This is a genomic window from uncultured Lamprocystis sp. (genome assembly GCF_903933125.1).
GTDB lineage: Bacteria > Pseudomonadota > Gammaproteobacteria > Chromatiales > Chromatiaceae > Thiodictyon.
This window is the reverse complement of the sequence record NZ_CAIZIZ010000372.1, coordinates 1-11954: the sequence shown is the minus strand read 5'-3', so window position 1 is coordinate 11954 and position 11954 is coordinate 1. Positions and strand designations below refer to the sequence as shown.

The window sequence follows — 11954 nt, the reverse complement described above, 5'->3', positions numbered from 1 at the left end:
GTATGCTTGAAAAATCAACGCATTACGGTGCGGCAGTGCCGACCATGACAGGGGTCAGTAAATTTTGACGATACACAATATCTTATTGATTATGTTACGGTAAATTGCCACGGGAAATCCCAGAGAGCCTTCTATCGAGCGCCGACGCGCTGATAATGTTAGAGGAACTACGCGGGATGTCGCCGGGCAACGGTACCGCAGATTTCTCAGTTCTGGGGGCATTGGAAGCTTTGGTAGGCAGCGAATGCCATGAAGATTCGGTGTCCGCCGAGAAAGCGCTTAAGCCTCTTAAGCTTATAGACAAGGAAATTCCTTCTTACGTCATTCCAATAGAAGCTGCTTGGGCTGCGCAATTATTCGATGATGAACTTGCGAATTCTGATCTATTTGGTGCGACCCCAGATTTGATGTTCCGCGACACTAACGTTTACTATCGCTCGCCGCGCCTATGTGATTTACGCTTTCCTGCTCGCATTCTATGGTACGTGAAAGCAGATCCTAGAAAGCGGGGTACCATGGCGATACGCGGGTGCTCGTATCTGGATGAGGTGATTGTGGATACGGCGAAAAATGTTTTTTCTCGATACCAGCGATTTGGTGTCTATCACTGGCGCGATATTGTCCAGATAGAAGCGAGGTCTCGGGAGAAGAAAGTAATGGCGCTCGTTTTTTCAAACTCTGAGAGATTCAATAAGCCAGTGCCGCTGGCCCGTGTGCATGACATCATGCAGGACTTAGGGTTCAGGAAAAATCAGTTCCAGTCGCCTGTAGCGATAAAGCATCCGGGATTTATCAACCTATATAGAGAAGGCTGGTTGTGAGCCCTGCGCCGATTGGCGACATCGCTTTGTGGCTTTCGGTGAGGCCGCAATATGCGCACCAAATCATTTGCGGGTCGAAAAACGTCGAGCTACGTCGTGTTGGCCTTGGTCATAAATCCGGCCAAGACCGCGTCGTTTGTGTGGGAGAGGCGGCCTTAAGTCGCGGAAAAATATGTTGCTCGTGAGCCGGGGCCTTGGGGAGGTGGCCGGTTTTATGATCAAGGCCGTCGTGTTCGTCCGCGAGTAGAGCCCGGAGCGCTAGTTATTGTCTATGCGACCACTCCCGTAAAAGCGATTGTAGGACTATTTTTGCTCGAAAATATCGAAGAGGATCAGCCTCCAAGTCTCTGGGAGAGAGTTGATAGCGGCTGTGGCATTGGTCTTGAAGTTTACCGACAATATTTCCTTAATGCAAAGAGCGCTGTTGGGCTGCATGTGGGCACCCGTTGGACACTAGAGTCTCCGGTAAACCTCAACAGAATTCGTGCCGTGTGGCCCGGCTTTATGCCACCGCAGAGCTTTTGTTACGTTCAGTGGGCTCAGCAATGCAAATCAATTGCGCTGACAATCCCAAAGCGTAATTTAGTCCCTTTGGTGATTACGCCGATTACCTAATGTTTAATGCTTGAGAGATCCATTAGTCGCAAGTGGTTACACTGCGCACCGCAACGAGGACAACCATGGTGACCAGGTGGCATGTCCGCAGGCCGATCTTGTCGGACAGGTGCGATGTCCCGGCTTTGGTGTCGAATTCGACAGCCGTTGCGCTCAGCAGTTCTTCGGCGTGATTTCAGACGCCTTCCGCGCGGTGACCGATCCAAAGTGTCCTTGACGGATGTTCGCGGAAAGAAGGCCTGCCCGGCCATGAAGATCACGCCGTTGTAGTACCAAGTCGGCGCTTTTTCGATTGTGTCCTGCGTAGCGGCTACCATCCTTCGTACGCGTTGTTCCGCGATTGGTCGTATTGGTTCTGGTTGTTCCGGTACCGGGTGTCCTGGTAGCGCTGATTCTGATTACTTGTCCGGGTCTTTTGGTCGTGGTCATAGAGCAGACCGCCGACCGCGCCGGCGCCGGCGCCGATCAGCGCGCCCTTGCCGGCGTCGCCGCTCAGTGAGCCGATCGCGGCCCCGGCGGCGGCACCGACCGCGGCCGAACTGCCGGCGCGCGAGGCGGTGGTGGTGCCGCAGCCGGACAGGACGGCGAGGCTTGCCGCGGCCAGTAACGTGATGGTGGTGAGTTTCATCGAGTACGCTCCAAGTCTCAAAACGCGATGGTCCCAGGGGTGGGGCCTTGGATTCAGCATAGGCCGATCGGATGCCCACTGATAGGGACCACACATGAATTCCGTGTAATGACGGACGGGGGATCGTGTGCTTCTCCGCCTGGACACGCGCGTTCTTTCGACAAGCTGATGGAAGCAGTTGTTATACTTAAGTAGGAAATCTCGATATAAGAGAAGCGATGTTTGCTGTTACCTTGGATGAATCGGAGGCGCTTCGCCAGTTGGGCGCGCGTCTGCGGCGGCGGCGTCTCCAGGCCGGTGAGCCGCAGTCCCGCGCGGCCGGTCGGATCGGCGTGTCGCTGCCCACGTACCGCAAGCTGGAGCAAGGCGACCCGAGTGCCCAGGTCAGTGTGTGGGTGCGCGCCTTGCGGCTCTACGGTACCCTCGACGACCTGGCCCTGCTGTTCCCCGAATCACTGTTCGACGCGACCGCCACGCGTCAACGGGCACCGCGGGGCGGTGCATGATTGCGCTCCAGGTCTGGCTGCGAACTGCCGCCGGGGCGCTGTTGGCGGCCGGCGAGATCCGGGTTGCTGATCCGGACCCCCGTCGCGGCGGCTTGCTCCGCGGCGAGTTCCGTTACCATGCGGGTTTCCTGGATCATCCGGACGCTGTTGCCCTCGACCCTCTTCGCCTGCCATTGGCACCTGGGGTCTTCGATGCCGGACGCCCCCAGGCCGGTGTCCACGCGTGTTTTGAGGATTCCCTGCCGGACGCTTGGGGCCGTGGTCTCCTGATCCGTCGGTACACACTCCCCCGTTCGCAGCAGACCGCGCCGCACCTGTTGGCTGTACTGGGTGCCGCTGGCTTGAGGGCCTTGGCCTATACCAGGGGTTCCGCTGCCCCGGCGCCGGTGGATGCCGGGCCGATCCTGGACCTGGAGTCACTGATCGAGGCGGCGGAGCGCTATGACCAGGACCCAGGCGCGCTTGGCGACAATGATCTCGGTCTCTTGTTTCGCGCCGCCAGTTCACCCGGCGGCGCGCGCCCCAAGCTGCTGATCGAGGCGGCAGGGCAGGGCCATATCGCCAAGCTTGCCTCGGCTCGCGACACGGTGGATATGGTCCGCGTCGAGGCCGCCTGCCTGGCGCTTGCCCGGGACGCCGGGCTCGCTGTTGCGGAGTTTCGTGTCGAGACCTTCGGGCGGCGCGCCGCCCTCTTGGTGAGGCGTTTCGATCAAACTCCGGCGGGCGGCCGTTACCACGTCCTGAGCCTGCAAACCTTGATGGGCGCTGAGGGCTACTACCATCTCGGCTACGCGGATCTGGCCGACTGTCTGCGCCGCGTGAGTGCACGGCCCGAGACCGACCTCGCGATGCTCTACCGTCAGATGGTTTTCAATGCGCTCATCGGCAATACGGACGATCACCTGAAGAATTTCGCGATGCGTCGCGAGCCCGCCGGCTGGCGTCTGACGCCCGCCTACGACCTGCTGCCCGATGTGCTGCTGCGCGGCGAACATTGCCTGCATTTCGGTCTCGTCGGTTCGCGTCCCAGCGCGGATGCCGTGGGCGCGCTCGGCGCGGCCTTCGGACTCTCGCGCCAGCGGACGCGGCGGATCATCGCGGAGGTCGTGGCCGCGGTCGTCGGCTGGCGGGCGCGGTTCACAGGTTATGGCGTGCCGGCTGCCGACAGCGATCGGCTGGGGCGCGAGATCGCGCGGCGGCTCGCCGGGTATCGGTCAACGTCGGGGTGAAGACTGGAGTCGAACGGCGCCACACCGATGACGCGCCATCGGGCGACTGCACAGCGCGGCGGGACCGCCGCGGTCGTTGCCAACCCGCCTTCCCGCCCGGTTACAATCGCGCTTTCCTTCCCGGATGGTTCGCGCCATGATTCCTATCTTCCGAGAGCATCCGCTGCGTCGCACCGTCGCGGCCGAGCTGCACGCCCGCATCTACGAGCCGCTGCGCGCCCCCGAACGGGTCTCACACCTTGCGGTGATGAGCGACGGGCCGGGCAACGGCCGCGACCTGGAGCATCTCAAGCGGCTGCTGGCGCACTATGCGCGGCCCATCCCGGAGACGGTCGATCAGCACTATGCGGCCAACCTGGGGCCGATGCGGATGCGCTGGGAGCGGCATACCGAATTCGTCACTTACACTTTCAGTCAACAGGGCGTCTTCGATCGTCCGTTTGTCGCGCCCGTGCTCCACCAACTCCCCGCGGATTGGCTGCGCGATCTTCCCGGCGACGTGATCGGCGCGGTCTCGCTGGCTGTTGAAGACTGCGCGGCGCCGGAGCGCGACTATGACCAGTTGACCGCGCTCTTCGACGGCAATGCAGTCATCGGCTCCGAGGTCGTGGGCGGTGCGGCTCGCGCCTGGTCGGATCTGCGAATCGATGCCGACGGGTTCTTCCGGATCCTGATCCGCGACTGCAGCATGTCCGAGAACCAGGCCGGGCGGCTCGCCAAACGGTTCCTGGATATCAACGCCTACCGCGCGCTGGCCTTGCTCGGGTTTCCGTTGGCCCGCGAAGTCTCACCGGTGCTCACCGATGCCGATCGTCGCCTGGCCCTGGTGGCGTCCCGCATGACCACCGGCCGCACCCCGGACGCGCCGACCTTCGAGAGCGATCTGCTGGCCGAGTTGACCAGTCTGGCCGCCGAGATCGAGGCGATTTCGGCGCGCACGACCTATCGCTTCGACGCGTCGCGTGCCTATTACGGGATGGTGCTGCAGCGGCTGGAGCAACTGCGTCAACAACGCATCGAGGGCCTGCAGACCTTTACCGAGTTTCTCGACAGCCGCCTGGCGCCCGCCATCGCCACCTGCGAGTCGACCCAACATCGCCAGACCGACCTGGCCGAGCGCGCCGCCCGGTTGACCAGCCTCTTGCGTGCCCGAGTGGAGGTCTCTTTGCAGGAGCAGAATCGCCGGGTGCTGGAGTCCATGGATCGCCGCGCGCAACTGCAACTGCGCCTGCAGGAGACGGTCGAAGGGTTGTCCGTCATTGCGATCGGCTATTACGGGGTCGGGCTCGTCGGTTATGCGCTCAAGGCCATGGAAAGAGCCGGTCTCCCCATCGACGCCTCGCTCGGCATGGGCATCGCGCTGCCCCTGGTAGTCGGCTTCGCCTGGCTCGGGCTGCGACGGGTCAAAAAGCGCCTGGCCGGCGCGGATTGATCCTGAAAAAAGCGGTCAGCGGTGCGGATGCGTCCGCCCGCAGCCCGGCTTTTTCGCCCATGTCTCCGGTCATCCCTGGACTGCCGGCAGCGGCCATCGCCCACTTGCCCGGCGCTCCGCGTGCGGCTAACATCGGGGACATATCCGGTCTCGGGTGGGCCGTTTTCCGATCCTGCCGTGACCGAGACCTGCAACGTGACGCTGACACAATGAATCGACGTCCCCGAAGCCCGGCGACGGCTGGTCAACGCGGATCTGGATGACGCTGCCTGCCCCGTGCCTGTTTGTGATAGGGACTGCAACGCGCTGCTCGCCGAGCGCGCGGAATGGATCCCGGCACTGTCACATTTGCGACCGCTCGGCCGCGGGGAATCGACGATTCCACCCGCGGGCCCGGATTTTATTGCGCGTTGAAACTGCACCGAATCGCTTCTCGCCGTCCATCGCGACGTATCCAACTTCCGAAAATAAAGACTGCTCATGAATACCACCAACCGTAAACCCCTGCCCGGCACCGACCTGAGTTACTTCGACGCGCGTGCCGCGGTCGATGCGATCACGCCCGGCGCCTATGCTAAACTGCCTTACACGTCACGCGTGTTGGCCGAAAACCTGGTCCGCCGCTGCGATCCGGCGATGCTGACCGATTCGCTGAAGCAGCTCATCGAGCGCAAGCAGGATCTGGATTTTCCGTGGTTCCCGGCACGCGTGGTCTGTCATGACATTCTCGGCCAGACCGCACTGGTCGACCTCGCCGGCCTGCGCGACGCCATCGCCGAGCAGGGCGGTGATCCCGCCCAGGTCAACCCGGTCGTGCCGACGCAATTGATCGTTGACCACTCGCTGGCCGTGGAATGCGGCGGTTTCGATCCGGACGCCTTCGCCAAGAACCGCGCCATTGAAGACCGACGCAACGAAGACCGCTTCGACTTCATCAACTGGACCAAGAAGGCGTTCAAGAATGTCGATGTGATCCCGGCCGGTAACGGCATCATGCACCAGATCAATCTGGAGAAGATGTCGCCGGTTATTCAGGTCCGCGACGGCGTGGCCTTCCCGGATACCTGCGTCGGTACCGACAGCCACACCCCGCATGTCGATGCGCTGGGTGTGATCGCCATCGGCGTCGGCGGTCTGGAGGCGGAAACCGTGATGCTGGGCCGCGCGTCCATGATGCGTCTGCCCGACATCATCGGCGTGAAGCTGACCGGCAAACGCCAGCCGGGCATCACCGCCACCGATATCGTGCTGGCACTGACCGAGTTCCTGCGCAAGGAGCGGGTGGTGGGTGCCTACGTGGAGTTCTTCGGTGAAGGTGCCGCCAATCTGACCATCGGTGATCGTGCCACCATTTCCAACATGACGCCGGAGTTCGGCGCCACGGCCGGCCTGTTCTATATCGACCAGCAGACCATTGACTATCTCAAGCTCACCGGTCGTGAGCCGGAGCAGGTCGCGCTGGTTGAGAATTACGCTAAGACGGCCGGTCTGTGGGCCGACAGCCTGGTTGATGCCGACTACGGGCGCGTGCTGGAGTTCGATCTGTCGACCGTGGTGCGCAACATGGCCGGCCCTTCCAACCCCCACCGTCGTCTGCCGACGTCCGATCTGGCCGCGCGCGGCATCGCCGGTGCCTGGGAGGAGAAAGCAGGCGAAATGCCGGATGGCGCCGTGATCATCGCCGCCATCACCAGTTGCACCAACACCAGCAACCCGCGCAACGTGGTGGCAGCCGCCCTGCTGGCCCGCAAGGCCAACGCGCTCGGTCTGGTGCGCAAGCCTTGGGTCAAGTCCTCCTTCGCCCCAGGCTCCAAGGTGGCCAAGCTGTATCTGGAAGAGGCCGGTTTGCTAGCCGAACTGGAGCAGTTGGGCTTCGGCATCGTCGGCTATGCCTGCACCACCTGCAATGGCATGTCGGGCGCCCTGGACCCGAAGATCCAGCAGGAAATCATCGATCGCGACCTGTACGCCACGGCCGTGCTGTCCGGCAACCGCAACTTCGACGGGCGGATTCATCCGTATGCCAAGCAGGCCTTTCTGGCCTCGCCGCCATTGGTCGTTGCCTACGCCATTGCCGGTACCATCCGCTTCGATATCGAGAAAGATGTGCTGGGGCTGGACACCCATGGCAAGCCGGTCACCTTGAAGGACATCTGGCCGTCCGATGAAGAAATCGACGCCATTGTCGCCGCCAGTGTAAAGCCGGAACAATTCCGCTCGGTGTACATCCCGATGTTCGCAGTCCAGCAAGACGATGGCGTGAAGGTAAGCCCGCTCTACGACTGGCGCCCGATGACCACGTACATCCGCCGTCCGCCGTATTGGGAAGGCGCGCTGGCCGGTGAGCGCACCCTGAAAGGGATGCGTCCGCTGGCGGTGCTGCCGGACAACATCACCACGGATCATCTGTCGCCGTCGAACGCGATCATGGCGAATAGCGCGGCCGGTGAATATCTCGCCAAGATGGGCCTGCCGGAGGAGGACTTCAATTCCTACGCCACCCATCGCGGGGATCACCTCACCGCGCAGCGTGCCACGTTCGCCAATCCGCAGTTGGTGAACGAAATGGCCGTGGTCGACGGGCAGGTCAAGAAGGGCTCGCTGACCCGCATCGAGCCGGACGGCAAGGTGACCCGCATGTGGGAAGCCATCGAAACCTATATGGAGCGCAAGCAGCCGCTGATCATCATTGCCGGTGCCGACTATGGTCAGGGATCGTCGCGTGACTGGGCGGCCAAGGGCGTGCGTCTCGCCGGTGTGGAGGCCATCGCCGCCGAGGGGTTCGAGCGGATTCACCGGACCAACCTGGTCGGCATGGGCGTGTTGCCGCTGGAGTTCAAGCCCGGCGTCAACCGCAAGACATTGGGTATCGACGGCACCGAGACCTTCGACGTCATCGGTGAGCGTACTCCGCGTACCACGTTGACACTGGTCATCAATCGCAAGAACGGTGAGCGCGTGAAGGTGCCGGTGACCTGCCGCCTGGATACCGCGGAAGAAGTGGCCATTTATGAGGCCGGCGGTGTGCTGCAGCGCTTCGCCAAAGACTTCCTCGAATCGCGCAAGGCGGCCTGAGCCGGACCGAATCCGGTCTTCTCGCTCCCACGCTCCAGCGTGGGAGTGTAGAGCGGGCGCTCCGCGTCCATTCTTGCTCGAGATTTAACCTCGTTTGGATAATCCGTTTATGGCTCACGTACCCCAGATCAAGATCCCCGCCACCTACATGCGTGGCGGAACCAGCAAAGGCGTATTCTTCCGCCTGCAGGATTTACCCGCAAGCGCGCAGGTGCCCGGAGCGGCGCGCGATGCGCTCCTGTTGCGTGTCATCGGTAGCCCGGACCCCTACGGCAAACAGATCGACGGCATGGGCGGGGCGACCTCCAGCACCAGCAAGACGGTCATTCTGTCCAAGAGCAGCAAGCCCGATCACGACGTCGACTACCTGTTCGGCCAGGTCTCCATCGACACGGCCTTCGTCGACTGGAGCGGCAACTGCGGCAACCTCTCCGCCGCGGTCGGCTCCTTCGCCATCAGCAGCGGCCTGGTCGATGCCGACCGGCTGCCGCAGAACGGCATGGCGACCGTGCGCGTCTGGCAGGCCAACATCGGCAAGACCATCATCGCTCACGTGCCCATGACCAACGGCGCCGTGCAGGAGACGGGTGGCTTCGAACTCGACGGCGTGACCTTCCCGGCCGCCGAGGTGCAGTTGGAGTTCCTTGATCCGGCTGATGAGGGCGAAGGCGAGGGCGGCGGTTCGATGTTCCCCACCGGCAACCTGGTCGACGACCTCGAGGTTCCCGGTGTCGGCACGCTCAAGGCCACCATGATCAATGCCGGCATCCCGACCATCTTCGTGAATGCGGAGGCTATCGGCTACACGGGCAGCGAATTGCAGGACGCCATCAACAGCGATCCCAAGGCATTGGCCATGTTCGAGACCATTCGTGCCTATGGCGCGGTGCGCATGGGCCTCATCAAGCACATCGACGAGGCGGCCAAACGCCAGCACACCCCCAAGGTCGCCTTCGTGGCCACGCCGGCCGATTACGTCGCATCCAGCGGGAAGCCGGTCGCCGCCGCCGATATCGACCTGCTGGTGCGCGCACTCTCCATGGGCAAACTGCACCACGCCATGATGGGCACGGCCGCGGTGGCTATCGGCACCGCGGCGGCCGTCCCCGGCACCCTGGTGAACCTTGCCGCCGGCGGCGGTGCGCGCACCGCGGTGCGCTTCGGCCATCCCTCCGGCACCTTGCGGGTCGGCGCTGAAGCGACCCAGGTCAATGGCGAATGGACCGTGACCAAGGCCATCATGAGCCGCAGCGCCAGGGTATTGATGGAAGGCTGGGTCCGCGTGCCTGGTGATGCGTTTTAAGCGATCGTTCGGGCTGAAGAATGTCCGCTTGGCATTTTTCAGCTCGCATGCCATAGAGTATGAATGAGCCAGGCGAGGTGGTTCGCATTGAGGGTGCGTCTGACAACATCCCCTCGCTTCACGCCTACGACATAACAGCGAGGTACGGCAGCCATGTCGTCCCAGGTCATTCCCGAAGCCGATTATCTCACGCGCATGGCGGATGGAACCATCAAGCAGGTCAATCCTTTTCGCACACGGAAGTCTGGACAGTGCCCGGCCGGGGCAATCGACCGCTGAGGGTGAGTTCGCCCAACCCGTCGCCGCTAACGTTCGATTCGGATGGAAAGTGTTAGCTATCGTAGCCGTTTCGTCTATCTCAGGCTCGCATTTACCGGATGGTCTTCAGCGCGTTTAACTCGCGGATGATTGGCGCAATTTCAGCCCGAGGACTTCTGAACCAATCAGTCGACCAGATACGCCGGATACGCCAACCGAGCCGCTCCAGAATGGTTTGGCGCAGGCGATCACGATCACGCACAGATTTAGCTGAATGGTAGGTAGCCCCGTCGCACTCGATACCCATAAGATAACGACCGGGGTTGCCTGGATCGCATACAGCGAGATCGATAAAGAAACCGGCTACGCCGACCTGAGGCTCGCACTCGAAACCCGCTTGATGTAAGGCGGATGCAACGGCAACCTCGAAGTCACTATCAGGTGCCTTGCCGGTAGAGATTGCCTGATGCAGATGACCAGTCTCGGCAAATGCGAGAAAGTTTTTGAATGCTATCACCCCGCGCTTAGAGTGTTCCGAAAGCAGGATATCCTCTGATCCCATGGAACTAAAGACATGCATCCGCTTTTTGGAACGGGTAAAAAGCACATTGAGTCTTCTCCACCCAACGTCCGAGTTGATCGGGCCAAAACGTTGATAAACCTTGCCGCCAATATCCTCAGGACCATAAGTGCAGGAAATGAAAATCACATCCCGTTCGTCGCCCTGAACATTTTCCAGGTTCTTGATGAAGAAGGGTTCTTCCTTCAGGGTATTCCTTTCCATCGCTTCTCGAAAAAGGGGGTCTTCTTTAGCGAGTGCCTCGACTGCACACTCAATCTGGTCGCGTTGATCGGCACTCATGGCAACTACACCGAGCGATTCTTCTGGTCGCTCCAGAACATGGTGCTGTACCGCAAGAGCGATCGTGCGAGCCTCGTCAGCGTTTCGCCGCTTCACGAATCGCCCGCTTGAGATCCGAATGAACTTAACGCCAAAGTCCTCCGATTCACTGTGCGGCGAGGGAAAGATCACCAGTTCATCCTCGTAGAAGGAATGGTTCGAGAAGGCGATCAGACTCTCGTGCTGTGATCGGTAGTGCCAGCGTAGCCGACGCCTGTCGAAGATTGGCATCGCGGCATCCAAGATGCTCTCGGATTCCTCGATCGCTGTAGCGTCTTCCTCGTCGTCGTCGATCAGTTTGTCAAAGAAACTGGTCGGTGGCAGTTGTTTCGGGTCACCGACGACCACGAGCTGTTTGCCTCTGGCGATGGCTCCCAACGCATCCTCCGGCTTCATTTGTGAAGCCTCATCCATGACGATGATGTCGAATTCTATTTGGCCCGGGGCTAAGTATTGCGCCACCGACATTGGTCCCATCATAAAACAGGGCTTCAAGGCCACGAGTGCATTCCCAGCACGCTGTACCAATTGTCTGAGCGGAATATGCCGTTTCGTTTTCGTACACTCATGCTGGAGCAAGGCAAGGTCCGTGTAGTTGCCGACCTTTCCCCCGACTGAACCGGCTGGAGGCTGATTCTGAGCTATCCGCCAGGCGATTCGTTCACGCTGGAGATGTTTCAGTTTCTCATCATAAAAACGGAACTGCTTTTGCAAGGTTAGTTGGGCGTTCCCGGAGAACAGAGCTAGGGCTGGAACCTCCCTAAGTATCTCACGTGCGAGAACATCGAATACCGCAAGTTTATAACCGCTATCAATCTCGTCGGCTTTTAAGATGCCTTGTTCCAACGCAGCCGTCAGACGCTCAAGGCCGATGGCACTAGCATGGTGGCGAACTCTGACATAGTCGAGCCAATTCGACAGCCAATCGGGCTTTTCCAGCGCGATCAGGTTGCGTCGGATGAGTCCGCTAAGTGTGTTGCCCGTTCCCATCTGCCAGGCATTCAAATCCACTTCAGTAAAGTCAACGAAATTGGATCGGCTATCAATACTCTAAATAGGAATAATTTGCGATTTTCTAATACGTTGAAATTTTAATGAAAATAAGGTTTCCATCTCACTCTTGCATTGAGTATTCGCATTGATCAAGCAGTTTGAAATTGCGCTCTTAAATTTCGGAAAATCTTCG

At 60.6% G+C, this 11954-nt stretch carries 9 protein-coding genes; 7 read left to right on the top strand and 2 right to left on the bottom strand.

Going from position 1 to position 11954, the window contains the following annotated elements; genetic code table 11:
* Positions 1–176: 176 nt before the first annotated feature.
* The gene (locus QZY03_RS19445) at positions 177–821 is read left to right on the top strand and encodes a hypothetical protein (RefSeq protein ID WP_295583819.1); all 645 of its coding nucleotides are present in this window, start codon (positions 177–179) and stop codon (positions 819–821) included.
* A gap of 925 nt (positions 822–1746) precedes the next feature.
* Here the strand turns inward: QZY03_RS19445 and QZY03_RS19440 are convergent.
* A complete protein-coding gene (locus QZY03_RS19440; RefSeq protein WP_295583818.1) occupies positions 1747–2064 on the bottom strand; it encodes a YMGG-like glycine zipper-containing protein in 318 nt (105 codons plus the stop codon).
* A 218-nt stretch (positions 2065–2282) separates the two neighbouring features.
* Between QZY03_RS19440 and QZY03_RS19435 the strand changes: the two genes are divergently transcribed.
* From QZY03_RS19435 to QZY03_RS32185, 6 genes are all read left to right on the top strand, one after another.
* Positions 2283–2570 (top strand): helix-turn-helix domain-containing protein, encoded by a 288-nt coding sequence (locus QZY03_RS19435; RefSeq protein ID WP_295583817.1) that lies wholly within the window; start codon positions 2283–2285, stop codon positions 2568–2570.
* Positions 2567–3799, top strand: coding sequence for a type II toxin-antitoxin system HipA family toxin (locus QZY03_RS19430; protein ID WP_295583816.1), 1233 nt, complete (start codon positions 2567–2569; stop codon positions 3797–3799). Before QZY03_RS19435 ends, QZY03_RS19430 begins: the two co-directional genes overlap by 4 nt.
* A 136-nt stretch (positions 3800–3935) precedes the next feature.
* Positions 3936–5231, top strand: coding sequence for a DUF3422 family protein (locus tag QZY03_RS19425; protein ID WP_295583815.1), 1296 nt, complete (start codon positions 3936–3938; stop codon positions 5229–5231).
* Positions 5232–5711: 480 nt separating this feature from the next.
* A complete protein-coding gene (acnD, locus tag QZY03_RS19420) occupies positions 5712–8306 on the top strand; it encodes a Fe/S-dependent 2-methylisocitrate dehydratase AcnD (protein WP_295583814.1) in 2595 nt (864 codons plus the stop codon).
* A gap of 109 nt (positions 8307–8415) precedes the next feature.
* A complete protein-coding gene (gene prpF / locus QZY03_RS19415; protein ID WP_295583813.1) occupies positions 8416–9609 on the top strand; it encodes a 2-methylaconitate cis-trans isomerase PrpF in 1194 nt (397 codons plus the stop codon).
* A 59-nt stretch (positions 9610–9668) separates the two neighbouring features.
* Positions 9669–9944, top strand: coding sequence for a DUF4921 family protein (locus tag QZY03_RS32185; RefSeq protein ID WP_363169772.1), 276 nt, complete (start codon positions 9669–9671; stop codon positions 9942–9944).
* Positions 9945–9979: 35 nt separating this feature from the next.
* Here the strand turns inward: QZY03_RS32185 and QZY03_RS19410 are convergent, their stop codons facing one another.
* Entirely contained in the window at positions 9980–11779 is a 1800-nt protein-coding gene (locus QZY03_RS19410; protein WP_295583812.1) for an AAA domain-containing protein, read from the bottom strand.
* Positions 11780–11954 lie beyond the last annotated feature (175 nt).

Coding starts and splice junctions, on each gene's coding strand:
- QZY03_RS19445 (WP_295583819.1), top strand. CDS start 177: ATGTCGCCGGGCAACGGTACCGCAGATTTCTCAGTTCTGGGGGCATTG.
- QZY03_RS19440 (WP_295583818.1), bottom strand. CDS start 2,064: ATGAAACTCACCACCATCACGTTACTGGCCGCGGCAAGCCTCGCCGTC.
- QZY03_RS19435 (WP_295583817.1), top strand. CDS start 2,283: ATGTTTGCTGTTACCTTGGATGAATCGGAGGCGCTTCGCCAGTTGGGC.
- QZY03_RS19430 (WP_295583816.1), top strand. CDS start 2,567: ATGATTGCGCTCCAGGTCTGGCTGCGAACTGCCGCCGGGGCGCTGTTG.
- QZY03_RS19425 (WP_295583815.1), top strand. CDS start 3,936: ATGATTCCTATCTTCCGAGAGCATCCGCTGCGTCGCACCGTCGCGGCC.
- acnD (WP_295583814.1), top strand. CDS start 5,712: ATGAATACCACCAACCGTAAACCCCTGCCCGGCACCGACCTGAGTTAC.
- prpF (WP_295583813.1), top strand. CDS start 8,416: ATGGCTCACGTACCCCAGATCAAGATCCCCGCCACCTACATGCGTGGC.
- QZY03_RS32185 (WP_363169772.1), top strand. CDS start 9,669: ATGAATGAGCCAGGCGAGGTGGTTCGCATTGAGGGTGCGTCTGACAAC.